Origin of the sequence: Salmonella sp. 741265116_PST (assembly GCF_046567715.1) — a bacterium.
In the GTDB taxonomy this organism is placed as follows: Bacteria; Pseudomonadota; Gammaproteobacteria; order Enterobacterales; family Enterobacteriaceae; genus Salmonella; species Salmonella enterica.
The window spans coordinates 1-25,291 of the sequence record NZ_JBKFPH010000006.1 but is presented as its reverse complement, the minus strand read 5'-3'; the positions used below and the strand labels follow the sequence as shown (position 1 = coordinate 25,291).

The following is a 25,291-nucleotide window of genomic DNA, read 5'->3' as shown; positions in this document are numbered from 1 at the left end:
ATTATTAAAACTATTATTTTTCATATGATTAAATAATCACTGCGATAAATAGTAGTGTAAACGATTACACCATTGTGATTAGCCTCACATCTTTTTACGGCGTACTCACCTACTCTTAACATCGATAAAATTGCTAACCCAACCGGAGGGCATAATGCCTGACAATAAAAAACAAGGGCGTTCCAACAAGGCCATGACATTTTTTGTCTGCTTTCTTGCAGCCCTGGCAGGATTACTTTTTGGCCTGGATATCGGCGTTATCGCCGGTGCTTTACCCTTCATTACCGACGAGTTTCAAATTACCGCACACACTCAGGAATGGGTGGTCAGCTCCATGATGTTTGGCGCGGCCGTCGGCGCTGTCGGCAGCGGCTGGCTCTCCTTTAAGCTGGGTCGTAAAAAAAGCCTGATGATCGGCGCTATCCTGTTCGTCGCCGGTTCGCTGTTCTCCGCTGCGGCGCCTAACGTTGAAGTCCTGATTCTTTCTCGCGTGCTGCTGGGTCTGGCCGTCGGCGTCGCTTCCTACACTGCACCGTTGTACCTGTCCGAGATCGCGCCGGAAAAAATTCGCGGCAGTATGATCTCAATGTACCAACTCATGATCACCATCGGGATTCTGGGCGCTTATCTGTCCGATACCGCGTTCAGCTACAGCGGCGCATGGCGCTGGATGCTCGGCGTGATCATCATCCCGGCCATTCTGCTGCTGATCGGCGTCTTCTTCCTGCCGGACAGCCCGCGCTGGTTTGCGGCGAAACGCCGTTTCCATGATGCTGAACGCGTCCTGTTGCGCCTGCGTGACACCAGTGCGGAAGCAAAACGTGAGCTCGATGAAATTCGCGAAAGTTTGCAGGTTAAACAGAGCGGTTGGGCGCTGTTCAAAGAGAACAGCAACTTCCGCCGCGCCGTGTTTCTTGGCATTTTGTTGCAGGTCATGCAGCAATTTACCGGGATGAACGTCATCATGTATTACGCGCCGAAAATCTTCGAACTGGCGGGGTACACGAATACCACGGAGCAGATGTGGGGCACCGTTATTGTTGGTCTGACTAACGTACTGGCAACCTTCATCGCTATCGGCCTGGTTGACCGCTGGGGCCGCAAGCCGACTCTGACGCTGGGCTTCCTGGTCATGGCGATTGGTATGGGGATTCTGGGTACGATGATGCACATCGGCATCCATTCGCCGTCTGCGCAATACTTCGCTATCGCTATGCTGCTGATGTTCATCATTGGATTTGCGATGAGCGCTGGTCCGCTGATTTGGGTACTGTGCTCCGAAATCCAGCCGCTGAAAGGCCGTGATTTCGGCATCACCTGCTCCACCGCGACCAACTGGATCGCCAATATGATCGTCGGCGCAACGTTCCTGACCATGCTGAACAATCTGGGTAACGCCAACACCTTCTGGGTCTACGCGGGCCTGAACGTACTGTTTATCCTGCTGACCCTGTGGCTGGTGCCGGAAACCAAACACGTTTCGCTGGAACACATTGAACGTAACCTGATGAAAGGTCGTAAACTGCGCGAAATCGGCGCCCACGACTAACCCCTCCACGCTTCCTCCTGCCACAGGAGGAAGCGTTTTTCTTGCAGTCCCTCTTCCGTCGCACTATTCTCTGCCGCTATGAAAACCCCTCGTCTCCCTATCGCTATCCAGCAGGCCGTGATGCGCCGTCTGCGGGAAAATCTCGCCCAAGCGAACCTCAAGCTCGATAGACATTATCCGGAGCCGAAACTGGTGTATACGCAACGCGGCACCTCGGCGGGCACCGCCTGGCTGGAGAGCTACGAAATCCGCCTCAACCCGGTGTTACTGCTGGAAAACATCGACACATTTATTGCAGAGGTCGTGCCGCATGAACTGGCGCATCTGTTGGTGTGGAAGCACTTCGGACGCAAGGCTCCGCATGGCAAGGAATGGAAGTGGATGATGGAAAGCGTGCTGGGCGTTCCGGCCAGACGTACTCATCAATTTGCGCTGCAATCCGTACGGCGCAATACCTTTCCCTACCATTGCCAATGCCAGCAACATCAACTCACCGTCCGCCGTCATAATCGGGTAGTACGCGGCGAAGCGGTTTATCGTTGCGTTCACTGCGGCGAACCACTGGTCGCCGGGTAGTTTCCCGAAACGTCCGGGAACTTTCTTGAGCGGACTGATTGCATACAGACACAACTTTCGTTACGTTGCGGGCTCGTTTTGCTATGGAGTGTGCAATGTACCGTAATTTTTCTTTTGCCGCTGCGTTGCTGGCCGCAGCGTTTTCAGACCAGGCCCTGGCCGATGGCATTAACAATTTTTCTCAGGCCAAAGCGGCGAGCGTCAAAGTCAATGCTGACGCGCCCGGCAGCTTTTACTGCGGGTGCCAAATCCGCTGGCAGGGTAAAAAAGGCGTCGTAGACCTGGAGTCCTGCGGCTATAAGGTGCGTAAAAACGAGAATCGCGCCAGACGCATTGAGTGGGAGCACGTTGTCCCCGCCTGGCAATTCGGTCATCAGCGCCAGTGCTGGCAGGACGGCGGGCGAAAAAACTGCGCTAAAGACCCTGTCTACCGCAAAATGGAAAGCGATATGCATAACCTGCAACCCGCGATTGGCGAAGTGAATGGCGATCGCGGCAACTTTATGTATAGCCAGTGGAACGGCGGCGAAGGTCAGTACGGGCAATGCGCCATGAAAGTGGATTTTAAAGCGAAAATCGCCGAGCCGCCCGCCCGCGCCCGTGGCGCAATCGCCCGCACTTATTTTTATATGCGCGACCAATACCAACTGAAACTTTCCCGCCAACAAACGCAGCTTTTTAACGTCTGGGATAAGCAGTACCCCGTTACCGCCTGGGAGTGCGAGCGCGATGCGCGTATCGCGAAGGTCCAGGGTAATCATAATCCCTATGTGCAACGCGCTTGCCAGGCGCGAAAGAGCTAACCTACACTAGCGGGATTCTTGTTAACCCATGCCCTGGATAGCCAAACGCCGGGGCCATGACGCGGATTTTTTTATTATGCGTATTCCCCGCATTTATCACCCTGAATTGTTGACGTCCGGTACGCAGATTTCGTTATGCGAAGATGCGGCCAACCATATTGGTCGTGTACTGCGCATGGGAGCGGGACAAGCGTTACAGCTGTTTGACGGCAGCAATCAGGTATTCGATGCTGAAATCATTAGCGCCACTAAGAAAAGCGTTGAAGTGCAAGTGATGAAAGGCGAAATCGACGATCGTGAATCGCCGCTACATATCCATCTGGGCCAGGTGATGTCGCGCGGTGAAAAAATGGAATTTACTATCCAGAAATCGATCGAACTAGGTGTAAGCCTCATTACGCCACTGTTCTCTGAGCGCTGCGGCGTTAAACTGGATAATGAACGTCTGAACAAAAAGCGCCAGCAGTGGCAAAAGATCGCCATCGCCGCCTGCGAACAATGCGGGCGTAACCGGGTGCCGGAAATTCGCCCGCCGATGGCGCTGGAAGCCTGGTGCGCCGAGCAAGATTCCGGGCTGAAGCTCAATCTTCATCCGCGCGCCCATGCCAGCATCAACACTCTGCCGCTGCCGGTTGAACGCGTCCGACTGCTGATCGGCCCGGAAGGCGGGCTGTCGGCGGACGAAATCGCGATGACCGCGCGCTATCAGTTTACTGATATTCTGTTAGGACCTCGCGTTCTGCGTACTGAGACAACCGCGCTCACCGCCATTACCGCGCTACAGGTGCGTTTTGGCGACTTAGGATGAAGCGTTAACGGAGAAAATAATGATCAAGCTCGGCATCGTGATGGACCCCATCGCACACATCAACATCAAGAAAGACACCAGTTTCGCTATGCTGCTGGAAGCCCAACGTCGTGGTTATGAACTTCATTATATGGAGATGGCCGACCTTTATCTGATTAACGGCGAAGCCCGCGCCCGCACGCGAACGTTGAGCGTGGAGCAAAATTACGATAAATGGTACGAGTTCGGCAGCGAGCAGGAGATTAAACTCGCCGACCTCGACGTTATCCTGATGCGTAAAGATCCGCCGTTTGATACCGAGTTTATTTATGCGACCTATATTCTGGAACGCGCTGAAGAGGAAGGGACGCTTATCGTCAACAAACCGCAAAGCCTGCGCGACTGTAATGAAAAACTGTATACTGCCTGGTTTGCCGATCTGACGCCGGAAACGCTGGTAACGCGCAATAAAGCGCAGCTCAAAGCGTTTTGGGAAAAGCACGGCGATATCATTATGAAACCGCTGGACGGTATGGGCGGCGCGTCCATTTTCCGCGTTAAGGAAGGCGATCCTAACATAGGCGTTATTGCCGAAACGCTGACCGAGCTGGGCAACCGCTACTGCATGGCGCAGAACTATTTGCCCGCGATCAAAGATGGCGATAAGCGCGTACTGGTCGTCGACGGCGAGCCGGTGCCTTACTGCCTGGCGCGTATTCCGCAGGGCGGCGAAACCCGCGGCAACCTGGCGGCTGGTGGTCGCGGCGAACCCCGTCCGCTGAGCGAAAGCGACTGGGAAATCGCCCGCCGCGTTGGGCCGACGCTTAAAGCCAAAGGGCTTATTTTCGTCGGTCTGGATATTATCGGCGACCGCTTAACGGAAATTAACGTGACCAGCCCAACCTGCGTGCGTGAAATTGAAGCGGAATACCCGATCTCTATCACCGGGATGTTGATGGACGCCATCGAAGCGCGTCTGGCGAAGTAAAGGTTTATTGCCCGGTGGCGTGCGCTTACCGGGCCTGAGCAATCACGCCGCCCCGCTCGGATAAGGCGGCGCATCAGCATCGCCATCCGGCAATCTATTGCCCGATAAGGCCGCCGTCCTTTGGCAAAAGACGGCTTATATGAGTGACAACCGTCCGCTTTCCCCACATACTGAACGCTGTCGTTTTTTTGAACCAGGAAACAGAACCTCTGACAATGAATTTACAGCATCACTTTCTTATTGCCATGCCTGCGCTCCAGGACCCGATTTTCCGCCGTTCCGTGGTGTATATTTGCGAGCACAACCAGGACGGCGCTATGGGGATTATTGTTAATAAGCCTTTGGAAAATCTGCAAATTGAAGGGATTCTGGAAAAACTAAAAATTACGCCGGAACCGCGCGATTCGGCAATTCGTCTTGATAAAGCCGTAATGCTCGGCGGCCCGCTGGCGGAAGATCGCGGATTTATTCTCCATACTCCGCCGTCACGTTTCGCCTCCAGCATTCGTATCTCAGACAATACCGTGATTACCACCTCCCGCGATGTGCTGGAAACGTTAGGAACCCAAAAACAGCCTTCCGATGTGCTGGTCGCGCTGGGCTACGCCTCCTGGGATAAAGGCCAGCTTGAACAAGAGTTGCTTGATAACGCCTGGCTTACCGCGCCCGCCGATCTCAATATTTTGTTCAAAACGCCCATTGCCGAGCGCTGGCGCGAAGCGGCAAAACTTATTGGCATTGATATTCTGACCATGCCTGGCGTTGCGGGGCACGCCTGATGAGCGGCACCTTACTGGCCTTTGACTTCGGCACAAAAAGCATCGGCGTTGCAATAGGACAACGCATTACCGGCACCGCCCGTCCGCTTCCGGCAATCAAAGCACAGGACGGCACGCCCGACTGGACGCTCATTGAACGTTTGCTGAAAGAGTGGCAGCCAGACGAAATTATTGTCGGGCTACCGCTTAATATGGATGGCACTGAACAACCGCTGACGGCGCGCGCACGTAAATTCGCCAACCGTATTCATGGGCGTTTCGGGGTAACTGTCACGCTGCACGATGAACGACTCAGCACCGTTGAAGCACGCTCCGGTCTGTTTGAACGAGGTGGATATCGCGCGCTGAACAAAGGCAAAGTGGACTCGGCCTCCGCCGTGATTATCCTCGAAAGCTATTTTGAACAGGGGTATTAAAGCCGTTTTTGTCAGCAGGCGGATAACGCGGTCACGGTTGCCAGGCTTAGTGGGCAATAAGCTGGTTTAATGCCTTCAACGCCTGTAAACGCGCAGCCGCCTCCGCCTCATCAATCCGCCACATTCCCGCAAAGGCCAGCGCTGCGGCGTGCTTGCCTAGCGGTTGCGCCATAGAAACTTCACCATCAGCGTGATGCCACAGCACGTATCCCCGCTGGCGCTGCTGCGCCACATGCGGTGCCAGATTACGCCACTGCTCCGGAGTAAAACGCTGCATTAGCGCCTCATCGCTTTCTGCCGCCAGTAACGCCACTCCTGTTACCGACTGCCAGACCGGGCACATGCGAAACCCCGCCAGCGCCTGACTTCCCTGCGACCCCGGCGTAGAGTGATAAATATAGATAATCTGGTCCTCCCATAGCACGCCTAATGCCACCACGATGTCTCTGGGCGCATGGCGCTCAAGGATAGGCAACGCATGGGAGAACAGCGCTGAACCGCGAATCGCCTGCGCCGCCAAAGCATGAATGCCTGGCCCGGGTAAATAGCGTCGGTGCTCATCCTGCATCGTGAGTCCAATAGAGGCCATCGTCATTAACAGGCGATTAACGCGCGTGGTATTAACATCCATCAGCCGGGCAAGCTCGCGACATCCGATAGCACGGTCGCTGGAGACCAGATATTGCAGACAGCGAATGCCATCTATCAGGCTTTGATTCGGTTGTGATGACATCGTTAAATGGCTTCGCTGTGGTTTTAACAAAGCTGCGATTTTAACGCCGGTTCGCCAGGATACAAGCCTGTATGCCGTTCAATCCACCGCGCCAGTCAACACTTTACCCCCCCTACGCCGCCATGTTCGCTACAGCCGTCCCTGCGCCTGACGCCATTGCGCGCTCTGGGCGAATGTCATCATCCCCTGCTGCTGCCCGGTTTGTATCACGTGGGCCAACTGATGGAGTTTGCCTTCACGGATCAAATTCCCTGTGGCTGGCGTATTAATCAGTAATTCAAACAACGCCACGCGCCCATCCTGCCTGTCGACCTCCAGTTTTTGCGATAGTACGGCGCGCAGACTACCCGCCAGTTGACTGCGTATCGGTTCTTTTTCCTGCGCCGGAAAACTATCCACTAATCTTTCCACCGCCTGCGCCGCACCGCGAGTATGCAGGGTTGCCAGTACCAGATGCCCCGTTTCCGCCGCCGTCAGCGCCAGGCGAATGGTCTCGCTGTCACGCAGCTCTCCCAGCAAAATGACATCGGGATCTTCACGCAACGCCGCGCGCAGCCCGGCGGCAAAAGTGGCGCAATGCTGGCCGATTTCCCGCTGCTGTATCAGGCAACGCTTGCTGGTGTAACGGTACTCAATAGGATCTTCCAGCGTCAGGATGTGTTTATCGGCATGTTGATTAAGATATCCCACCATCGCCGCCAGCGTGGTGGACTTCCCGCAGCCAGTAGCGCCAGTGACCAGAATCAGTCCGTTCTCGCTGGCAAGCAGTGCGGGTACTATCGGCGGCGTCTGGATTTCCGCCAGATCAGGACAACGCTCGGGCAATAGCCGTAGCGCCAGCGACGTTCCCTGTTGATGTGTGAACGCACTGGCGCGCAGGCGCCGCGTGCCGGCCAGCGAGACGGCGAAATCAAGCTGGCCGTGCGTTCGCCACTGATATTGTTGCGCGTCATTAAGCCAATCAAGCAGAAGCCTGTCGACATCTGGCGCGGTAAAAGGCGCGATCTCCATGCGTCCTTGTTTGCGCCATCGCGCAGGCCAGGCGTTACACAGGTGTAGATCCGAGACGTTATGCTTTACACTAAGCGTCACAATTTCTTCCATATTCATATAAACATCCTCGGAAAATGAACGATATCGCGCATAACCTGGCACACATCCGGGACAAAATCTCCGCCGCGGCAACGCGTTGCGGCCGCTCTTCAGAAGAAGTTACGTTGCTTGCAGTGAGTAAAACCAAACCTGCGAGCGACATCGCAGAAGCCATTGCCGCCGGACAACGGGCATTTGGTGAAAATTATGTACAAGAGGGGGTGGAAAAAATCCGCCACTTTCAGGAAGCGAAAGTGGAAGGCCTGCACTGGCACTTTATAGGCCCTTTACAGTCCAACAAAAGTCGGCTGGTGGCCGAGCATTTTGACTGGTGTCATACCATCGATCGCCTGCGTATCGCCTCGCGCCTGAGCGAACAGCGTCCGGATAATCTGCCAGCGCTAAATGTTCTGATCCAAATTAATATCAGCGATGAAAACAGCAAATCAGGCATTCCGCTGGCGGAACTGGATGAGCTGGCCGCGTCGGTGGCTACACTGCCGCGTCTGCGGCTTCGCGGACTGATGGCGATCCCAGCGCCAGAGTCAGATTATGTAAGGCAGTTTGAAGTCGCACGTCAAATGGCTGTAGCATTTGCCGGGCTGAAAGCGCGCTACCCTGACGTTGATACCTTATCTCTGGGTATGAGCGACGATATGGAAGCCGCGATTGCGGCAGGTAGCACAATGGTGCGCATCGGCACCGCTATCTTTGGTGCTCGTGATTACACAAAAAATTAAGGAAAACTGAGGAACGCCATGAATACGTTGACCTTCCTGCTCTCAACGGTAATTGAGCTGTATACCATGGTGCTATTATTGCGCGTGTGGATGCAGTGGGCCCGCTGTGACTTTTACAACCCTTTCTCCCAGTTCGTGGTGAAAATTACGCAGCCCATCATCGGACCGCTGCGTCGTATTATCCCGCCAATGGGGCCGATCGACAGCGCTTCCCTACTGGTGGCGTTTATTCTTAGCGTTATTAAGGCGATAGTGCTGTTTAAGGTCATTACGTTTCAGGCGATTATCTGGATTGCCGCGGTGCTTATCTTACTTAAAACAATCGGCCTGCTGATCTTCTGGGTGCTGCTGGTCATGGCTATCATGAGCTGGGTGAGCCAGGGTCGTAGCCCGATTGAATATGTATTGATTCAGCTTGCCGAGCCGCTGCTCAGCCCGATTCGCCGTATACTGCCTGCGATGGGCGGCATCGACTTCTCGCCGATGGTTCTGGTGCTGCTGCTGTATGTCGTTAATATGGGGATCGCTGAAGTCTTACAAGCGACAGGCAACATGTTGCTGCCGGGGCTGTGGATGGCGCTATGAGTGCTGTGACTCGCTGCGAAGACGGTCTGGTGTTACGGCTTTATATTCAGCCGAAAGCCAGCCGCGACAGTATTGTGGGCTTACATGGCGACGAGGTGAAAGTCGCCATTACCGCCCCGCCGGTTGACGGTCAGGCAAACAGCCATCTGATCAAGTTTCTCGGTAAGCAGTTTCGCGTGGCGAAAAGTCAGATCGTCATCGAAAAAGGCGAGCTGGGCCGTCACAAACAGGTAAAAATTATTCACCCGCAACAGATCCCGCCGGAAATTGCGGCGTTAACTGAGTAGGTATTCCATGCAAAAAATTGTTCTCGCAACCGGCAACGCCGGTAAAGTGCGCGAGCTCGCGTCGCTGTTAAGCGATTTTGGGCTTGATGTGGTAGCGCAAACGGAACTGGGCGTCGATTCCGCGGAAGAAACCGGCCTGACGTTTATTGAAAACGCGATTCTCAAAGCCCGCCATGCCGCTAAAATGACCGGTCTGCCCGCCATTGCCGATGACTCCGGTCTGGCCGTTGACGTTTTAGGCGGCGCGCCGGGTATCTATTCCGCGCGCTATTCTGGCGAAAACGCGACAGATCAGCAAAATCTGGAAAAACTGCTGCATACTCTACGAGATGTTCCGGACGACAAACGCCAGGCGCGATTCCATTGTGTGCTGGTTTATTTGCGTCATGCCGAAGATCCCACACCGATAGTCTGTCACGGTAGCTGGCCAGGCGTCATTACTCGGCAGGCGGCCGGAAATGGCGGATTTGGCTATGATCCCATTTTCTTCGTACCGTCTGAAGGCAAAACCGCCGCAGAACTGACCCGTGAAGAAAAAAGCGCGATTTCCCACCGTGGACAAGCGCTCAAGCTGCTGCTGGATGCGTTACGCAATGGCTAAACTACCGCCGCTCAGTCTTTATATTCATATTCCCTGGTGTGTACAAAAATGTCCATATTGCGACTTCAATTCCCATGCGTTGAAGGGCGAGGTACCGCATGACGACTACGTCCAGCATCTGTTAAGCGATCTGGATGCCGACGTCGCCTGGGCGCAAGGGCGTGAAGTAAAGACCATTTTTATTGGCGGCGGTACGCCAAGCCTGCTTTCCGGACCGGCGATGCAAACGCTGCTGGACGGCGTGCGTACGCGCCTGAATCTGGCGGCGGATGCGGAAATTACCATGGAAGCGAACCCCGGCACGGTCGAAGCCGACCGCTTCATCGACTATCAGCGCGCTGGCGTAAACCGGATCTCCATTGGCGTGCAAAGCTTTAGTGAGCCTAAGCTGAAACGTCTTGGCCGTATTCACGGTCCACAAGAGGCGATGCGGGCAGCAAGACTGGCAAATGGGCTTGGGCTACGCAGCTTTAACCTCGACTTGATGCATGGATTGCCGGACCAAACGCTGGAAGAGGCGCTGAACGATTTGCGACAGGCGATTGCGCTTAATCCGCCGCATCTCTCATGGTATCAATTGACGATTGAACCCAACACTCTGTTCGGTTCGCGTCCGCCGGTTTTACCGGACGATGACGCTCTGTGGGATATCTTTGAGCAGGGCCACCAGTTATTAACCGCCGCGGGCTATCAGCAATACGAAACGTCGGCCTATGCCAAACCCGGTTATCAGTGCCAGCATAATCTGAACTACTGGCGCTTTGGCGACTATCTGGGTATTGGCTGCGGCGCCCACGGTAAAGTCACCTTCCCGGGCGGCAGGATCCTGCGCACCACCAAAACCCGTCACCCACGCGGTTATATGCAGGGACGTTACCTGGAAAGCCAGCGTGACGTGAGTGATGACGATAAACCCTTTGAGTTCTTTATGAATCGTTTTCGGTTGCTGGAGCGCGCGCCTCGCGCCGAATTTGTCGCCTATACCGGGCTTACGGAAGCGGTTATTCGTCAGCCAATCGACGAGGCTATTGCCCAGGGCTATCTGACCGAATGCGAGCAATACTGGCAGATTACCCGGCACGGTAAACTGTTTTTAAACTCTCTTCTTGAGTTATTTCTCGCGGAATAACAAGGATAAGCCTGTCGCGCCAGCGGGTAAAATACCTGATGGCGCGACGCTTACCAACCTGTGGCGGTTAATGCGCCGCCGGCAAGCACATTATTTAATAACCCCTTTACGACGTAAATCGTCCGTATCTTTTTTCCAGCGCTCGTAACCGTCATTAATATCCATGATTTTCATGCGGATATCACTCTGTTGCATCTGAAGTTTCTGTACCGCTATATTCAGCGGATATTGTCCTTTCTCTAACGTTATCCAGTCATTCTGCGCTTTTCGACGCAGCTCTTCTGATTTCAAAAATACCTGCCGCCGTTGCTCGTGTATGTCTAAATCTCTTTTCTGCTGAATAGCCGCTTCATTGCACGGCTCACTCTGCTTACGGCACGCGTCTAATGCCGGTTGATAGACCTCTTTTTCGTATTTCTCGGCATATACGCTGCTATCGTTGGCTTTTACATAATCATCGCGCTCTTTTAACGTCTTTTTAAACGCCTCGGCGCGGGTCAACGGTTTCCCATCAGCGCCTTTTCCCCAATACGCGTCCGCTTCTTTTTTAGCTGCCGCTATTTTCTTATCCAGGGCAGAGAGTTGTTCTTCAAGACCGGGGATCGACGCTTTCTGCGCACGCCAGGAGGCTTCAATGTTGCCAAACCGATAGTTAAAGTCATCACTGTTGACGATCAGGTATTTATCATTCGTTTTAATGTCGTCAATAGCCCGGCCCTGATCGCTGGCTGCCATTTGTAATGAGTAATAGCTCACCGTCCAGCCAGAGGCTGGCGTCCCTTTGCTGGTTAACATGGCAGAAAATTTAACGGGACGATCTTTGGTCCAGGTTTTTTCAACAAAATAATAATCCGCCGCCATACCAACGCCGGTATACATATCTTCACGGGAAGAAATATCCCCTTCGGCAGACCAGGTGGCCTGATTGCCCGTCGAATCAAGATTTTTTAAGGTAATGGAATCCAGTTTAAGTATGCCGTGGTACTGCTTACTAAACTGTTCTTTTAAGATGTTATCGGAGGGTTGAGCAACCTCTGCCCAACTATAGCCTGAAATCAGGACAAACAGCGCTGCGCCAGCAATCCATTGTCGAACCACTTGTGGACCTCCCGTCCAGAAACATGACGCCCACGATTATCATAACCAGGATGATAATTAGCAAGGTAATAGTGTTGGTTGTGCGAGAGGTCTTCCAAAGATAGCCCCGGCCTTCCGACCGGGGCATTATCTTTAATACTGATTAAACATCGTCTGGATCTGTTTTGGATCTTTAGTCTGGGTTAACGCCAGTTGCAGTAAGACACGCGCTTTTTGCGGGTTCAGCGTGCCGGAGGCGACAAAGCCGTATTTTGCATCGTCAACTTCCGCATCCTGCGTGGTTGCGCCAGTCGGCACACGTGAAGAACGCACCACTACCGTACCGTTGTGCGCGGCGGTCGCCAGGGTATCAAAGACCGTTTTATACAGGTTGCCGTTACCCACGCCTGCGCTCACGATCCCGTCATAACCCGCGTCTACCAGCGCTTTTGCCGGCAGATCGGACGCATTCGCATAGTTATAAACGATACCGACTTTCGGCAATGCGGTCAGCTTCGACACGTCGAACGGGGTGGAGGTGGTATGTTTACGCTCTGGCGTACGCTGGTAGTCAATTTTACCGTTGTGGATATAACCCAGCGGGCCGTAGTTAACCGCTTTAAACGTCGCCACGTCAGTCGTATTGGTCTTAGTGACGTCGCGTCCGTCCATGACGGTATCATTCATTACCACCAGCACGCCGCGATTGGCAGACTGTTTATCAGCCGCTGTTACTACCGCATTATAGAGGTTGAACGGGCCATCTGCGCTCATTGACGTGGAAGGACGCATCGCGCCGACCAGTACCACCGGTTTATTGCATTTCACAGTCAGATCGAGGAAATAAGCGGTCTCTTCCATCGTATCAGTACCGTGGGTGATCACGAAACCGTCGGTGCTGTCGCACTCGGTATTGATTTTTTTCGCCAGCGTGAGCCAGACTTCATCGTTCATATCCTGCGAGCCAATGTTAACGACCTGCTCGCCTTTCACTACCGCAATGTCCTTCAATTGAGGAACGGCATCCACCAGATTTTCGACGCCGACTTTACCTGCCGTATAATTTGATTTTGTTGCTGAATCACCGCCGCCAGCGATCGTTCCGCCGGTCGCTAAGATGGTGATATTCGGTAAAGCGAACGCTGCGCCGCTGAAACCCATTACCAGAGCAGCTAATGCCGTTTTCCTGAAAAACTCCATGTTATATCTCCAGTTATGTCAACTGGTCGCATTATCCCTATATTGCAGACGAATAATGTGACGCCATACGATTAACCAAAGATATACATCCGACAGAGAGTATTTTTTAGAGATGGATAACAAAATACAGGAAAAAACAGAATAAAAAGGCGCAGATACGATCTACGCCATTGTTTAAAAAGGAAAGATTACTTCAGGCTGCCAACCAGCGCTTTGCGGCTATCTTCTAAGGTCACTACGCGGCTACAGACATCTTTGCCAAACTGCTGGAAATCTTTCTCCTGGTTTTTCCATTCGTTCTGGATAGCGGTTTGCAAACCACCGAGGCTGCCCATCACACCCTGTAAAGGATTGCCGCCGCCTTTAAGCACCGCTTTGGCGCCCATTTCGTTAATGCTGTCCTGCAAAATACCGCCCATCGCCTGATTCACCAACTGCTGACCGTCGGCACGCACCTGGTCGATAGCCTTATAGTGGAACGTCAGGCCGTCCGTACGATGTTCGATAATGCGGTTCATTTGCGCTTTTAATTGCGCATCAAGCTTCGTCAGACGGCTACGCATGTTGCTGCTTTCGCCTACCTCTTTAGCGATGATTTTATCCAGCGCCACGCGGCCTTTTTCGACGCGCGATCGGGCGCCCTCATCAATCCACGGCAGCGCGCTTCGCAGCTCCGCCTGGTAATCTTTCGCCTGCTCGCGCTGCGCGGCGCTAAGGGTGTACTGCTTACCGTTGTACATCACATTGCCGTCCGGCGTGATCACCAGGTTGCCGTTTTCACCTTTCACCTGCACCGTTTGTGGACTCAGGATCACATCGTCACGCGGCGTGACACTGCATTTGTAATCTGCATGAGCGGCCATCGCCGTCAACGTTAGCACTGCCGCCAGCAGCGTTTTGCGCATCATAACTTTCCCTCAAGACAAAGCGGGCCGGCATTTGCCGACCCTGTACTTATTAGTCCCACCAAACGTCGAAAAGTTCGCTGGTTCGGACTTCTTCAAGGTTGCGCGCTTCCAGCCACTTACGCACAATCGCCTGATGTTCTTCGGTACATTTACCGATTTCCTGCATACAAATCAGCCCTTCCCAGGCCAGGTAGCCGCTGCCGTCAAACGCCAGTTTATTAGGCTCAATAACGTCATTAATAAAGTCATCGACAGTCTTATCGATCTGCTCTTCAGATGTACCTTCCGGAAAACGCCATGCCACCGAAAATCCTAATTCCTGGAATTCGTCAATGTGCATTTTTTTACGCAGACGACGACTACGGTTCTTTGCCATTATTTCACCCTCTCGAACATTAAGTCCCATACGCCATGACCAAGACGATGGCCACGTTGTTCAAATTTCGTTACCGGGCGCGATTCCGGGCGCGGTACATAATCATTGCTCTCTGACAGATTTTTGTACCCGTCGATAGAAGACATGACTTCAAGCATGTGTTCCGCATACGCTTCCCAGTCGGTCGCCATATGGAAAACGCCGCCCAATTTCAGCTTGCTCAATACCAGTTCAGCAAACGGCACCTGAACGATACGGCGTTTATTATGACGCGCTTTATGCCACGGGTCAGGGAAAAAGAGCTGAACCATCGATAAAGAATTGTCAGGAATCATTTTATGCAACACTTCTACCGCGTCGTGGCACATGACGCGCAGGTTTTTAACGCCCTCTTCATGAGCGGACGCCAGACACGCGCCGACACCGGGTGAATGCACTTCAATGCCGAGGAAATTCTGCTCCGGGCGCGCTTTCGCCATCGCCACGAGAGACGCCCCCATGCCAAAACCAATCTCCAGCGTCACCGGCGCTTCGCGACCAAACAACGTGGCGAAATCTACCGGCGCTTCGCTGAACTCGACGCCCATCACCGGCCAGTAGTTTTCCAGCGCGTGCTCTTGCCCCTTTGTCAGTCGCCCCTGGCGACGAACAAAACTACGAATACGGCGCAGCGGGCGACCGTTTTCATCAAATTCCGGTGAAATGACGTCGTTTTTCATAAAAGTGTAGTCTGCTGTGTTTGAGTTCTGAAAACGGGCATTATCCAAAGTTAGTTGCCGGATGCAAGCATGAAGCGCACTGCGGAAAGTTCCGGTTTACACCCTGCGGCCTCTGTGCTGCAATCTTGCCCCCGGCAATAATGAATGAGTTTCCATGCAAGCGTCTCAATTTTCAGCCCAGGTTCTGGACTGGTACGACAAATACGGGCGGAAAACGCTGCCCTGGCAAATTAACAAGACGCCTTACAAAGTATGGCTCTCGGAAGTCATGTTGCAACAAACGCAGGTGACGACGGTGATTCCTTACTTTGAGCGATTTATGACGCGCTTTCCCACGGTGACGGATTTAGCGAATGCGCCGCTGGATGAAGTACTCCATTTATGGACCGGGCTCGGCTATTACGCCCGCGCACGTAATTTGCATAAAGCGGCGCAACAGGTGGCGACGCTTCACGGTGGAGAATTCCCGCAAACTTTTGCCGAAATCGCCGCGCTACCCGGCGTCGGGCGTTCAACCGCCGGCGCAATTCTCTCCCTCGCGTTAGGTAAACATTATCCGATTCTTGATGGAAACGTTAAACGTGTGCTGGCTCGCTGTTATGCTGTTAGCGGCTGGCCTGGAAAAAAAGAGGTGGAGAATACGCTGTGGACGCTGAGCGAGCAAGTGACGCCCGCACACGGCGTGGAGCGTTTTAATCAGGCGATGATGGATCTGGGCGCGATGGTTTGTACGCGTTCAAAGCCAAAGTGCACCCTGTGTCCGCTGCAAAACGGTTGTATCGCCGCTGCGCATGAAAGCTGGTCATGCTATCCGGGTAAGAAACCGAAACAGACGTTGCCGGAGCGGACGGGTTACTTTTTATTGTTACAGCATAATCAGGAGATTTTCCTGGCGCAGCGCCCTCCCAGCGGTTTATGGGGCGGACTCTACTGCTTCCCGCAGTTCGCCAGCGAAGATGAATTACGTGAATGGCTGGCGCAACGGCATGTTAACGCTGATAATTTGACCCAGCTTAACGCGTTTCGCCACACATTTAGCCATTTCCACCTGGATATTGTGCCTATGTGGCTTCCCGTGTCGTCACTGGACGCCTGCATGGATGAAGGCAGCGCGCTCTGGTATAACTTAGCGCAACCGCCGTCAGTCGGACTGGCGGCCCCCGTGGAGCGCTTGTTACAGCAGTTACGTACCGGAGCGCCAGTTTAACACCCCGGTCGATGAAGAGGATGACTTATGAGCAGAACGATTTTTTGTACTTACCTGCAACGCGACGCTGAAGGGCAAGATTTTCAGCTCTACCCTGGCGAACTGGGAAAACGTATCTATAACGAGATCTCTAAGGACGCGTGGGCGCAGTGGCAGCATAAGCAGACCATGTTGATTAACGAGAAAAAGCTCAACATGATGAACGCCGAGCACCGTAAACTGCTGGAACAGGAGATGGTGAGCTTCCTGTTCGAAGGCAAAGACGTTCATATCGAAGGTTATACGCCGGAAGATAAAAAATAGGCCCGTTGCTGAATGAGGCTGCGCTTATTCGGCCTGTGAGTTATGCCGGATAAGCTCTTAGCGCCGCTGCCCGGCAACATGGCATAACGACAACACAACATGCACTCCCGGAATGATGAAAAAATTACTCGCGCTTGCTGTTATTGCGCCGTTGCTCATCTCCTGCTCCAGTTCGACCAAAAAAGGCGAGACGTATAATGAAGCCTGGGTCAAGGATACCAACGGCTTTGATATTTTGATGGGGCAATTTGCCAACAATATTGAAAATCTGTGGGGATATAAGGAAGTCCTGATCGCCGGGCCGAAAGACTACGTCAAATATACCGATCAGTTCCAGACCCGCAGCCACATCAACTTTGATGATGGGACCATTACCGTTGAAACCATCGCCGGGACGGAACCTACCGCACATCTGCGCCGGGCCATTATTAAAACGTTGCTCATGGGTGACGACCCAACCTCCGTCGATCTTTACTCCGATGTCGATGACATAAAAATTTCTAAAGAACCCTTCCTGTATGGTCAGGTCCTCGACAATACCGGCCAGCCTATTCGCTGGGAAGGCCGCGCCACGACATTCGCGGATTACTTGCTGAAAACGCGGCTCAAAAGCCGCAGTAACGGCCTGCGTATTATTTACAGCGTCACCATTAACCTGGTGCCGAACCACCTTGATAAACGCGCGCATAAATACATTGGCATGGTACGCCAGGCCTCCCGTAAATACGGCGTTGACGAGTCGCTGATTCTGGCGATTATGCAAACGGAGTCCTCGTTTAACCCGTATGCGGTCAGCCATGCGGATGCGCTGGGCCTGATGCAGGTGGTGCAACACAGCGCCGGGAAAGATGTTTTCCGTTCTCAGGGTAAGTCCGGCACGCCAGGTCGTAACTTCCTGTTCGACCCCGCCAGCAATATCGATACCGGCACAGCGTATCTGGCGATGTTAAATAATGTCTATCTGAGCGGTATTGAGAATCCGACGTCGCGGCGCTATGCGGTCATTACCGCCTACAATGGCGGCGCAGGCAGCGTATTACGCGTATTCTCGAACGATAAGATTCAGGCCGCGAATATGATTAACCGCATGTCGCCGGGGGATGTGTACCAGATATTAACCACCCGGCATCCATCTGCGGAGTCGCGCCGCTATCTGTATAAGGTGAATTCCGCCCAGCGATCGTATCGCCGCCGATAAACCATCGCATCCCGTCTCTGGCCGGCAAATGACAGAGGCGGGAAAGACAAAAGTGTTAACTCCGTCACCCTTTTGCTTTGCAATCAGAAATTGTTTGCAAATATTTGTCACAGGTAACAAAAAAAGCCCGCCTCTCATTGATAGAATCACACCAAATCACAACGGCAAATGTGCCTTTTAAAACATTCATCCGCTCTCAGGTGTGAGGAAATTAACATGAATCTTAAGCTGCAGCTTAAAATACTCTCTTTTCTGCAGTTCTGTCTGTGGGGAAGCTGGCTCACTACCCTGGGCTCGTATATGTTCGTCACCTTAAAATTTGACGGCGCATCTATTGGCGCAGTTTATAGTTCACTGGGGATTGCCGCCGTCTTTATGCCGACCTTGTTAGGCATTGTGGCTGACAAATGGCTGAGCGCGAAATGGGTCTATGCCCTGTGTCATGTCGTCGGCGCCATCACGCTATTCATGGCCGCGGAAGTCACTACGCCTGGGGCGATGTTCTTTGTGATCCTACTTAACTCGTTGGCCTATATGCCGACGTTGGGCTTGATCAATACCATATCGTATTACCGCCTGCAGTCTGCCGGCATGGATATTGTGACTGACTTCCCGCCTATCCGTATCTGGGGCACCATTGGCTTTATTCTGGCGATGTGGGGCGTGAGTTTCTCCGGTTTCGAGCTGAGCCATATGCAGCTTTATATCGGCGCGACGCTTTCCGTTCTGCTGGTACTGTTTACCTTTACCCTGCCGCACATTCCAGTGGCGAACCAACAGAAAAACCAGAGCTGGACATCAATGCTGGGCCTTGACGCTTTTGCGCTGTTTAAAAATAAGCGGATGGCGATTTTCTTCATCTTCTCCATGATGCTGGGCGCGGAACTGCAGATCACCAACATGTTTGGCAACACCTTCCTGCATAGCTTTGATAAAGATCCGCTATTCGCCAGTAGCTTTATCGTGCAGCACGCCTCGGTGATGATGTCGATTTCGCAGATTTCTGAAACGTTATTCATCCTGACCATTCCGTTCTTCCTGAGCCGTTATGGTATTAAGAACGTTATGCTTATCAGTATTGTGGCGTGGATGCTGCGTTTCGGCCTGTTCGCTTATGGCGACCCGACGCCGTTCGGTACCGTTCTGCTGGTACTGTCGATGATTGTGTACGGCTGCGCCTTCGACTTCTTCAACATTTCTGGCTCGGTGTTTGTCGAAAAAGAAGTACGCCCGGAAATCCGCGCCAGCGCGCAGGGGATGTTCCTGATGATGACCAATGGCTTCGGCTGTATCCTGGGCGGCATTGTGAGCGGTAAAGTGGTGGAGTATTACACTCAAAACGGCATTACCGACTGGCAGACCGTGTGGCTCATCTTCGCAGGCTACTCGCTGGTGCTGGCCTTTGCGTTCGTAGCCTTGTTCAAATACAAACACGTTCGCGTTCCGGCAGGTTCGCAACCCGTTGCACATTAATTCTTGCCCTGTTTCGCAGGCCGGATAAGGCGTAAATGCCTTATCCGGCCTGCAGACAACGTTACTTTAAAACATATCCGTACAAGCGTTGAATTCCATCGGCATCGGTCTCGCTATATACCCCCTGCAATTCCGGCGAAAAACCGGGCAACAGATTGATGCCCTCTTCCAGCGCCAAAAAATAACGCTGCGCCGCGCCGCCCCAAATCTCCCCCGGCACCACGCACAGTACGCCCGGCGGGTATGGCAATGCCCCCTCGGCAGCAATACGCCCGCCCGCCTCGCTGATACGCACCAGCTCTACATCGCCGCGAATAAAGGCGCTGTTGGCGTCCTGTGGGTTCATCGCCACATGCGGCAGGCTTTCTTTGCGGAACATCGCTTTTTGCAGATCCTTAACGTCAAAGCTAACGTACAGGTTGTGCATCTCCTGACATAGCTCACGCAGGGTGTAATCGCGGTAGCGCACCGGGTATTTCTGAAAAACCGTCGGCAATACATCCGCAAGCGGCGTATCGTCTTCAATGTGTCGTTCAAATTGCGCCAGTATCGCGACCAGCCGCGCCAGTTTCTCTTCGCTCTCGGCGGGTGTCAGCAAGAATAGAATCGAGTTGAGATCGCACTTCTCAGGCACAATACCGTTCTCACGCAGATAGTGGGCGAGAATGGTCGCCGGGATGCCGAATTCGGTGTACTGCCCACTATCGGCATCAATACCTGGCGTGGTCAGTAACAGTTTACAGGGGTCGACAAAATACTGGTCATCCGCATAACCCTCAAAGCCATGCCATTTCGCCCCAGGTTCAAAACTGAAGAAACGACGATTGCTGGCAATGGTCTCCGTCGGATATGCCTGCCACGGCTTGCCGTCAACCTCCAGTGGAATAAAGGGCTGAAGCAGTTTGCAACGGGCGAGAATGGCTTTACGCGCGTCAATGCCCAGCGCAACGCACTCCGCCCACAGGCGGCGACCGCTCTCCCCTTCGTGGATTTTGGCATTGATATCCAGCGCCGCAAACAGCGGGTAGAACGGACTGGTCGAGGCGTGCAACATGAAGGCGTTTGTGCGGGCAAAAACGCGCCTGGCCGCGAATATGGTTATCTTTTTTGTGGATCTGCGAGGTTTGTGAGAACCCCGCCTGTTGCTTATGTACCGATTGGGTCACAAAGATCCCTGGGGCGTTTTCATTAAGCTCCAGCCGCAACGGCGAGGTATCCGCCATCATATTGATAAACTGCTCATAGCCTACCCACGCGGAGTCAAACAGAATGTAATCGCAAAGATGCCCGATTTTATCCACCACCTGACGGGCGTTGTAAATAGTGCCGTCATAGGTACCAAGCTGAATGATCGCCAGGCGGAACGGACGCGATGCTTCGGCGCTTTCCGGCATCACGTCACGAATCTGGTCGCGCAGGTACGTTTCATCAAAACAGTGCGCATCAATACCACCGATAAAACCAAACGGGTTGCGCGCCGCTTCAAGATAGACCGGCGTCGCCCCGGCCTGAATCAGGGCGCCGTGGTGGTTGGATTTGTGATTATTACGATCAAACAGCACCAGATCGCCGCGCGTCAGCAGGGCGTTGGTGACCACTTTATTCGCCGCCGAAGTTCCATTCAGCACAAAGTAGGTTTTATCCGCATTAAACACTTTTGCCGCAAATTTCTGCGCGTGTTTGGCAGAACCTTCATGTATTAGCAGATCGCCAAGTTTCACATCGGCGTTACACATATCCGCACGAAACAGGTTTTCACCAAAAAAGTCATAAAAATGGCGGCCTGCGGGATGTTTTCTAAAAAACTCGCCATGCTGGTGCCCCGGGCAAGCAAAGGTACTATTCCCCATGTCGACATACTGGGTCAGGGTGTCATAAAAGGGCGGCAGAAGTTCCGCTTCGTAGCGACAGGCAGCGTTTTCCAGCTCCAGCCATTCCTGCGCGCTCCCACCTATTACCGCCGTAACGCCGACAGGCGCGCTGACGGGTTCATCCGTAAGCATAAACACCGGCAAGTGAAAACCGGTGCGTTTAAGCAACGCCAGAATACCGCTACGGCTGTCGGCAGTGGTAATGACGACTGCGGCCACATCGGTAAAGTCGGTACTGTCCAGCGCCACTACGTTTCGGTGGGTGGAGAGACGGGGGATGAGTTCACCGCTGGCGGCAATATTCATTGATTTCATAAGCGCAAATACCCGTTTCGGGAGTAGAGTAACCCCGGACAAGGCCGATGCCTTGCCCAACGAGATGCCGGGTCAAACTGGATACCAGCTCCGACCGCCAGACATCAGTAAAAACAGACTGTTTCTGATTTTACTGTTGTCCTGCAGTGAGCGTGCGCTGCCTTCACCGCATAGCGGGGACGACAAAAAAAAGGAAAGAAAGGGGCAAACCTCGCGCAGCCAGGCGACAGTGAAGACAATATAAAGGCGCTATGTTCATCCCAGCGAGCCCCATGCTGGCAGGAGAAATTTCGCGCAATCATGGCACCTTTCACCAGGCGGCGCAAGGTAAAATCAGCGCTCTATACGTCACAGATAATCAAGCTATTAACAGCTTAATCGCGTGATAATAAGGCAATTTGAAAGACAAATAACAGGAGTCATTGTGGTAATTGGACCTTTTATTAACGCTGGCGCAATTTTATTCGGCGGCGTTATTGGCGCGCTGTTAAGTCAGCGTCTGCCAGAACGGATTCGCGTCTCAATGACGTCTATTTTTGGTCTGTGCTCTCTGGGAATTGGCATTCTGCTGGTGATGAAATGCGCTAATCTTCCGGTGATGGTGCTGGCGACGCTGGTCGGCGCGCTTATCGGCGAGTTTTGTTTGCTGGAAAAAGGCATTAATGGCGCAGTCGCGAAAATCCAACAATTATTTATGGCATCGGGTAAGAAGCCGACACACGAGTCATTTATTCAAAGTTACGTCGCTATCATTGTACTTTTTTGCGCCAGCGGTACCGGTATTTTCGGCGCGATGCATGAAGGGATGACCGGCGATCCAAACATTTTGATCGCTAAATCTTTTCTGGATTTTTTCACTGCCATTATTTTCGCCTGTTCGCTTGGCATCGCCGTTTCGGTGATTTGCGCGCCGATGTTGATTATCCAGTTAACGCTTGCCGCCTGCGCCACTCTCATTCTTCCGCTGACCACGCCGGCAATGATGGGCGACTTTAGCGCTGTAGGCGGACTGCTGCTGGTGGCGACCGGCTTGCGTGTATGTGGAATCAAAATGTTTCCGGTAGTGAATATGCTCCCGGCGCTGTTGCTGGCGATGCCGATTTCCGCCGCATGGGCGATGTTTTTTGCCTGATTCTGCGTGCAATAACAACAAAGTGGTGATAGATTGTGCAGTCTACGTTGATTTGAAGAAATTTCGTTGACGAAACGAGGCGATTACGGTTTAATGCGCCCCGTTGCCCGGATAGCTCAGTCGGTAGAGCAGGGGATTGAAAATCCCCGTGTCCTTGGTTCGATTCCGAGTCCGGGCACCATATTTTTGTCCTGGGATGTCTCAGTAAGTCCGAGGACATATAAAAATCAGTAAGTTAAAGAGACCCGATGGTATCATTGAATGCCAGCGGGTCTTTTGACATCCATAGTTTTTGGGGGCTTAATTAGGGGTCTGTCGGTTCGATAAACTATGGAGCCCCACCATGCCTCTCTCCGATACCGCTATCCGCAACGCAAAACCTCTCGATAAACCTTACAAGCTTACCGATGCTCAAGGCCTGTACCTGTTGATTAAACCCAACGGCTCTAAACTCTGGCAACTCAAGTACCGTTTCGGCGGTAAAGAGAAAAAGCTGGCATTTGGTGCTTACCCTGTCGTTTCGCTGGCGAATGCCCGTAAGCTACGTGAAGAGGCTCGCGCCGTGCTCAGCGCAGGTGACGATCCGGGGGTAAAAAAGCAGCAGGAGAAGCAGGCAAAGAAAAGCGGTAATACCTTTGAGGAGGTCGCCCGTAAATGGGTGGCAGGCAATATCCGCTGGACTGAGGCACACGCCGCCAAAGCCCTGCGCTCGTTGGAGCTGCACGTTTTCCCGCTGATTGGCAGGATCCCCGTTGCCGACCTAAAAACCGCCGATCTGCTGATTCCGCTGCGGGTGGCAGAGAGAAAGGGCAATCTGGAGACCGCCGCGCGGATCCAACAACGCACCACGGCCATTATGCGCTATGCGGTGCAGGAGAGCCTGATCGCCAGTAATCCGGCCAACGATCTTACCGGTGCCATCGCACCGCCGCCGAAGAATCACTACCCTGCCCTGCCGCTGGAGAAAATGCCGGAGTTGCTGGAGCGCTTCGAGAGCTATTCCGGCAGGCTGTTAACCCGTCTGGCGGTGCAGCTTAACCTGCTGATCTTTATTCGCTCCAGCGAGCTACGCTTTGCCCGCTGGACGGAGATCGATCTGGATGGCGCAATGTGGACTATCCCCGCCGAGCGTGAGCCGATCCCGGGTGTGCGCTATTCAGAGCGCGGCGCGAAGATGAAAACGCCGCATCTGGTGCCGCTGTCAAAACAGGCGGTGACGGTGCTGAAACAGCTAAAGCTGCTATCCGGCAATAGTGAACTGCTGTTTCCCGGCGACCACGATCCGCGTAAGCCGATGAGCGAAAACACCATCAACAAGGCGCTGCGGGTAATGGGTTATGACACAAAGGTGGACGTCTGCGGTCACGGCTTCCGCACAATGGCCTGTAGCGCGCTGATCGAGTCCGGGCGCTGGTCGAAGGACGCCGTAGAGCGGCAAATGAGCCATCAGGAGCGTAACAACGTTCGCGCCGCGTATATCCACAAGGCGGAACACCTCGACGAACGCACACAGATGATGCAGTGGTGGTCGGACTATCTCGACGCCTGTCGACTGAAGTTTGTTGCGCCATATCGGTATGACAGGCAGGTTCAGGTAGCCTGAGCCCGTTAACGCGCCACGCCGGAAAGCAGATCTCGCGGATCTGCTTTTTTATTTGCACCAGCCCCAAATCCATTGATCTGCGCCAGCTCCTGCCCTTTCAGCCCTTTGGCCCTTTCCGGTCTGGCGCTGTTACCCTTAGCGCTCCTTTACCTTTGGCCTTTTGCTTTTCATGATTGCACCAGAGCAGGAAATTATCCCTCTTCCCGTCGCCCGTAGACCTGCGCCACATACCGTCCACGTCCGTCGCCGTGGCCCAAATCCATTGAGGTCAGCGCCAGCGCTTCCCTGTGACTGAACCCCTGCTCCAGATAGTTGCGAAGCGCATCCTGCGCCCACGCATAGCGAAGTGAATGCGGGGTATAAATCCCCGTCAACCCGGCCTGCGCAATTTCTTTGCGCCAGTAATTCATCGCTTTCTGGAGGCTGGGCCGATCAATCAGCCTGCCGTCACGTTGCTCTGCGACAGATAAGGCATTATCCAGCGCTTTTTTGACTGCGCCAGCGTCCTGTATCACTGTCTCTCGGGGACGCTTGCCTTTGGTGCCAAATATCACGGTCAACCGGGTTTCGCCGCGCTCCATCGCCTGCCTCCACGTTTTCAGTGACTGACAGCACTGTACCGCTTCCTGTGAGCGTAGCCCCATCAGTCGCGCCAGTTCCAGCGTCGCCGCCAGCCCTGCGTCTTTGTCGCGGGCGGTTTCCAGTACCTGCTGATAATGCTCCGGCGTGATGGCCCGGTTGGTGCCGTTACGGGATGCGCCAGCTAGCCCTAATGATTTATTGGTCAGCCGCTCATGCTCTGCCACCTGCTTACGTCCGGCCTGTTGCAGTACGCCACGCAGCG

Annotated in this window: 26 protein-coding genes, 1 tRNA gene and 1 pseudogene; 19 read left to right on the top strand and 9 right to left on the bottom strand. The window is 53.5% G+C overall.

The window, feature by feature from the left end; genetic code table 11:
* Positions 1-154 precede the first annotated feature (154 nt).
* From galP to ruvX, 7 genes are all read left to right on the top strand, one after another.
* Positions 155-1,549, top strand: coding sequence for a galactose/proton symporter (gene galP, locus ACLD11_RS06050; protein ID WP_183059934.1), 1,395 nt, complete (start codon positions 155-157; stop codon positions 1,547-1,549).
* Positions 1,550-1,627: 78 nt separating this feature from the next.
* Complete coding sequence (locus tag ACLD11_RS06045) at positions 1,628-2,125, top strand: SprT family zinc-dependent metalloprotease (RefSeq protein ID WP_000856775.1); 498 nt, start codon at positions 1,628-1,630, stop codon at positions 2,123-2,125.
* A gap of 95 nt (positions 2,126-2,220) precedes the next feature.
* Positions 2,221-2,928: a deoxyribonuclease I gene (endA, locus tag ACLD11_RS06040; RefSeq protein WP_000286114.1), complete on the top strand. Its 708-nt coding sequence runs from the start codon at positions 2,221-2,223 to the stop codon at positions 2,926-2,928.
* 76 nt (positions 2,929-3,004) lie between these two features.
* Positions 3,005-3,736 carry a 16S rRNA (uracil(1498)-N(3))-methyltransferase gene (rsmE, locus tag ACLD11_RS06035; RefSeq protein ID WP_058331719.1) on the top strand — a complete coding sequence of 244 codons (732 nt, stop codon included), beginning with the start codon at positions 3,005-3,007 and terminating at the stop codon, positions 3,734-3,736.
* A 19-nt stretch (positions 3,737-3,755) separates the two neighbouring features.
* The gene (gene gshB / locus ACLD11_RS06030; protein WP_000593248.1) at positions 3,756-4,703 is read left to right on the top strand and encodes a glutathione synthase; all 948 of its coding nucleotides are present in this window, start codon (positions 3,756-3,758) and stop codon (positions 4,701-4,703) included.
* Between the two features lie 215 nt (positions 4,704-4,918).
* A complete protein-coding gene (locus ACLD11_RS06025; RefSeq protein WP_411014674.1) occupies positions 4,919-5,482 on the top strand; it encodes a YqgE/AlgH family protein in 564 nt (187 codons plus the stop codon).
* Positions 5,482-5,898 carry a Holliday junction resolvase RuvX gene (ruvX, locus tag ACLD11_RS06020; RefSeq protein ID WP_000017096.1) on the top strand — a complete coding sequence of 139 codons (417 nt, stop codon included), beginning with the start codon at positions 5,482-5,484 and terminating at the stop codon, positions 5,896-5,898. The genes ACLD11_RS06025 and ruvX overlap by 1 nt, the downstream gene beginning before the upstream one ends.
* A 46-nt stretch (positions 5,899-5,944) precedes the next feature.
* On the opposite strand, the gene ACLD11_RS06015 is transcribed toward ruvX, so the two are convergent.
* Positions 5,945-6,631 (bottom strand): IclR family transcriptional regulator, encoded by a 687-nt coding sequence (locus tag ACLD11_RS06015; RefSeq protein ID WP_411014673.1) that lies wholly within the window; start codon positions 6,629-6,631, stop codon positions 5,945-5,947.
* A 129-nt stretch (positions 6,632-6,760) separates the two neighbouring features.
* The gene (locus tag ACLD11_RS06010; RefSeq protein ID WP_023212705.1) at positions 6,761-7,741 is read right to left on the bottom strand and encodes a type IV pilus twitching motility protein PilT; all 981 of its coding nucleotides are present in this window, start codon (positions 7,739-7,741) and stop codon (positions 6,761-6,763) included.
* A gap of 17 nt (positions 7,742-7,758) precedes the next feature.
* On the opposite strand from ACLD11_RS06010, the gene ACLD11_RS06005 reads away from it, so the two are divergent.
* Genes ACLD11_RS06005 through hemW form a run of 5 tightly spaced genes read left to right on the top strand, consistent with a single transcriptional unit; the run spans position 7,759 to position 11,065 of the window.
* Entirely contained in the window at positions 7,759-8,463 is a 705-nt protein-coding gene (locus ACLD11_RS06005; protein WP_411014672.1) for a YggS family pyridoxal phosphate-dependent enzyme, read from the top strand.
* Between the two features lie 18 nt (positions 8,464-8,481).
* A complete protein-coding gene (locus tag ACLD11_RS06000; RefSeq protein ID WP_001094848.1) occupies positions 8,482-9,048 on the top strand; it encodes a YggT family protein in 567 nt (188 codons plus the stop codon).
* Entirely contained in the window at positions 9,045-9,335 is a 291-nt protein-coding gene (gene yggU, locus ACLD11_RS05995) for a DUF167 family protein YggU (RefSeq protein ID WP_001277203.1), read from the top strand. Before ACLD11_RS06000 ends, yggU begins: the two co-directional genes overlap by 4 nt.
* A gap of 7 nt (positions 9,336-9,342) precedes the next feature.
* Complete coding sequence (locus tag ACLD11_RS05990) at positions 9,343-9,936, top strand: XTP/dITP diphosphatase (RefSeq protein ID WP_411012076.1); 594 nt, start codon at positions 9,343-9,345, stop codon at positions 9,934-9,936.
* Positions 9,929-11,065 (top strand): radical SAM family heme chaperone HemW, encoded by a 1,137-nt coding sequence (gene hemW, locus ACLD11_RS05985; protein WP_411014671.1) that lies wholly within the window; start codon positions 9,929-9,931, stop codon positions 11,063-11,065. The genes ACLD11_RS05990 and hemW overlap by 8 nt, the downstream gene beginning before the upstream one ends.
* 90 nt (positions 11,066-11,155) lie before the next feature.
* On the opposite strand, the gene ACLD11_RS05980 is transcribed toward hemW, so the two are convergent.
* The 5 genes from ACLD11_RS05980 to trmB all read right to left on the bottom strand — a co-directional run bounded on the left by ACLD11_RS05980 (position 11,156) and on the right by trmB (position 15,345).
* On the bottom strand, positions 11,156-12,163 hold the full coding sequence (locus ACLD11_RS05980) for a DUF1202 family protein (RefSeq protein WP_411012075.1): 1,008 nt from the start codon (positions 12,161-12,163) through the stop codon (positions 11,156-11,158).
* Between the two features lie 132 nt (positions 12,164-12,295).
* Positions 12,296-13,342: an L-asparaginase 2 gene (ansB, locus tag ACLD11_RS05975; RefSeq protein ID WP_000394189.1), complete on the bottom strand. Its 1,047-nt coding sequence runs from the start codon at positions 13,340-13,342 to the stop codon at positions 12,296-12,298.
* A 188-nt stretch (positions 13,343-13,530) separates the two neighbouring features.
* Entirely contained in the window at positions 13,531-14,250 is a 720-nt protein-coding gene (locus ACLD11_RS05970; protein ID WP_000984835.1) for a DUF2884 domain-containing protein, read from the bottom strand.
* Between the two features lie 49 nt (positions 14,251-14,299).
* On the bottom strand, positions 14,300-14,626 hold the full coding sequence (locus ACLD11_RS05965; RefSeq protein ID WP_001107559.1) for a YggL family protein: 327 nt from the start codon (positions 14,624-14,626) through the stop codon (positions 14,300-14,302).
* Positions 14,626-15,345, bottom strand: a complete 720-nt coding sequence (gene trmB / locus ACLD11_RS05960) for a tRNA (guanosine(46)-N7)-methyltransferase TrmB (protein WP_183059941.1) — start codon at positions 15,343-15,345, stop codon at positions 14,626-14,628. Before trmB ends, ACLD11_RS05965 begins: the two co-directional genes overlap by 1 nt.
* A gap of 154 nt (positions 15,346-15,499) precedes the next feature.
* Between trmB and mutY the strand changes: the two genes are divergently transcribed.
* The 4 genes from mutY to ACLD11_RS05940 all read left to right on the top strand — a co-directional run bounded on the left by mutY (position 15,500) and on the right by ACLD11_RS05940 (position 19,526).
* Positions 15,500-16,552 (top strand): A/G-specific adenine glycosylase, encoded by a 1,053-nt coding sequence (mutY, locus tag ACLD11_RS05955; protein WP_411014670.1) that lies wholly within the window; start codon positions 15,500-15,502, stop codon positions 16,550-16,552.
* 27 nt (positions 16,553-16,579) lie between these two features.
* A complete protein-coding gene (locus tag ACLD11_RS05950) occupies positions 16,580-16,855 on the top strand; it encodes an oxidative damage protection protein (protein ID WP_000091706.1) in 276 nt (91 codons plus the stop codon).
* 112 nt (positions 16,856-16,967) lie between these two features.
* The gene (mltC, locus tag ACLD11_RS05945; RefSeq protein WP_183059942.1) at positions 16,968-18,053 is read left to right on the top strand and encodes a membrane-bound lytic murein transglycosylase MltC; all 1,086 of its coding nucleotides are present in this window, start codon (positions 16,968-16,970) and stop codon (positions 18,051-18,053) included.
* 216 nt (positions 18,054-18,269) lie between these two features.
* Positions 18,270-19,526 (top strand): nucleoside permease, encoded by a 1,257-nt coding sequence (locus ACLD11_RS05940; protein WP_001049803.1) that lies wholly within the window; start codon positions 18,270-18,272, stop codon positions 19,524-19,526.
* A gap of 61 nt (positions 19,527-19,587) precedes the next feature.
* Here ACLD11_RS05940 and ACLD11_RS05935 read toward each other — a convergent pair.
* A pseudogene (locus tag ACLD11_RS05935) lies at positions 19,588-21,712 on the bottom strand (ornithine decarboxylase).
* A 424-nt stretch (positions 21,713-22,136) separates the two neighbouring features.
* On the opposite strand from ACLD11_RS05935, the gene ACLD11_RS05930 reads away from it, so the two are divergent.
* The 3 genes from ACLD11_RS05930 to ACLD11_RS05920 all read left to right on the top strand — a co-directional run bounded on the left by ACLD11_RS05930 (position 22,137) and on the right by ACLD11_RS05920 (position 24,447).
* The gene (locus ACLD11_RS05930) at positions 22,137-22,844 is read left to right on the top strand and encodes a DUF554 domain-containing protein (protein WP_411012072.1); all 708 of its coding nucleotides are present in this window, start codon (positions 22,137-22,139) and stop codon (positions 22,842-22,844) included.
* Between the two features lie 105 nt (positions 22,845-22,949).
* Positions 22,950-23,025: transfer RNA gene (locus tag ACLD11_RS05925), tRNA-Phe, on the top strand.
* 162 nt (positions 23,026-23,187) lie between these two features.
* The gene (locus tag ACLD11_RS05920) at positions 23,188-24,447 is read left to right on the top strand and encodes a tyrosine-type recombinase/integrase (protein ID WP_411014669.1); all 1,260 of its coding nucleotides are present in this window, start codon (positions 23,188-23,190) and stop codon (positions 24,445-24,447) included.
* 191 nt (positions 24,448-24,638) lie between these two features.
* Here the strand turns inward: ACLD11_RS05920 and ACLD11_RS05915 are convergent.
* Positions 24,639-25,291, bottom strand: a 653-nt coding sequence (locus ACLD11_RS05915; RefSeq protein ID WP_411014668.1) for an integrase domain-containing protein, incomplete at its 5' end; no start/stop codon positions are given.

What these genes read in the sequence shown, in the direction of transcription:
- galP (WP_183059934.1), top strand. Translation starts at nt 155, where the DNA reads ATGCCTGACAATAAAAAACAAGGGCGTTCCAACAAGGCCATGACATTT.
- ACLD11_RS06045 (WP_000856775.1), top strand. Translation starts at nt 1,628, where the DNA reads ATGAAAACCCCTCGTCTCCCTATCGCTATCCAGCAGGCCGTGATGCGC.
- endA (WP_000286114.1), top strand. Translation starts at nt 2,221, where the DNA reads ATGTACCGTAATTTTTCTTTTGCCGCTGCGTTGCTGGCCGCAGCGTTT.
- rsmE (WP_058331719.1), top strand. Translation starts at nt 3,005, where the DNA reads ATGCGTATTCCCCGCATTTATCACCCTGAATTGTTGACGTCCGGTACG.
- gshB (WP_000593248.1), top strand. Translation starts at nt 3,756, where the DNA reads ATGATCAAGCTCGGCATCGTGATGGACCCCATCGCACACATCAACATC.
- ACLD11_RS06025 (WP_411014674.1), top strand. Translation starts at nt 4,919, where the DNA reads ATGAATTTACAGCATCACTTTCTTATTGCCATGCCTGCGCTCCAGGAC.
- ruvX (WP_000017096.1), top strand. Translation starts at nt 5,482, where the DNA reads ATGAGCGGCACCTTACTGGCCTTTGACTTCGGCACAAAAAGCATCGGC.
- ACLD11_RS06015 (WP_411014673.1), bottom strand. Translation starts at nt 6,631, where the DNA reads ATGTCATCACAACCGAATCAAAGCCTGATAGATGGCATTCGCTGTCTG.
- ACLD11_RS06010 (WP_023212705.1), bottom strand. Translation starts at nt 7,741, where the DNA reads ATGAATATGGAAGAAATTGTGACGCTTAGTGTAAAGCATAACGTCTCG.
- ACLD11_RS06005 (WP_411014672.1), top strand. Translation starts at nt 7,759, where the DNA reads ATGAACGATATCGCGCATAACCTGGCACACATCCGGGACAAAATCTCC.
- ACLD11_RS06000 (WP_001094848.1), top strand. Translation starts at nt 8,482, where the DNA reads ATGAATACGTTGACCTTCCTGCTCTCAACGGTAATTGAGCTGTATACC.
- yggU (WP_001277203.1), top strand. Translation starts at nt 9,045, where the DNA reads ATGAGTGCTGTGACTCGCTGCGAAGACGGTCTGGTGTTACGGCTTTAT.
- ACLD11_RS05990 (WP_411012076.1), top strand. Translation starts at nt 9,343, where the DNA reads ATGCAAAAAATTGTTCTCGCAACCGGCAACGCCGGTAAAGTGCGCGAG.
- hemW (WP_411014671.1), top strand. Translation starts at nt 9,929, where the DNA reads ATGGCTAAACTACCGCCGCTCAGTCTTTATATTCATATTCCCTGGTGT.
- ansB (WP_000394189.1), bottom strand. Translation starts at nt 13,342, where the DNA reads ATGGAGTTTTTCAGGAAAACGGCATTAGCTGCTCTGGTAATGGGTTTC.
- ACLD11_RS05970 (WP_000984835.1), bottom strand. Translation starts at nt 14,250, where the DNA reads ATGATGCGCAAAACGCTGCTGGCGGCAGTGCTAACGTTGACGGCGATG.
- ACLD11_RS05965 (WP_001107559.1), bottom strand. Translation starts at nt 14,626, where the DNA reads ATGGCAAAGAACCGTAGTCGTCGTCTGCGTAAAAAAATGCACATTGAC.
- trmB (WP_183059941.1), bottom strand. Translation starts at nt 15,345, where the DNA reads ATGAAAAACGACGTCATTTCACCGGAATTTGATGAAAACGGTCGCCCG.
- mutY (WP_411014670.1), top strand. Translation starts at nt 15,500, where the DNA reads ATGCAAGCGTCTCAATTTTCAGCCCAGGTTCTGGACTGGTACGACAAA.
- ACLD11_RS05950 (WP_000091706.1), top strand. Translation starts at nt 16,580, where the DNA reads ATGAGCAGAACGATTTTTTGTACTTACCTGCAACGCGACGCTGAAGGG.
- mltC (WP_183059942.1), top strand. Translation starts at nt 16,968, where the DNA reads ATGATGAAAAAATTACTCGCGCTTGCTGTTATTGCGCCGTTGCTCATC.
- ACLD11_RS05940 (WP_001049803.1), top strand. Translation starts at nt 18,270, where the DNA reads ATGAATCTTAAGCTGCAGCTTAAAATACTCTCTTTTCTGCAGTTCTGT.
- ACLD11_RS05920 (WP_411014669.1), top strand. Translation starts at nt 23,188, where the DNA reads ATGCCTCTCTCCGATACCGCTATCCGCAACGCAAAACCTCTCGATAAA.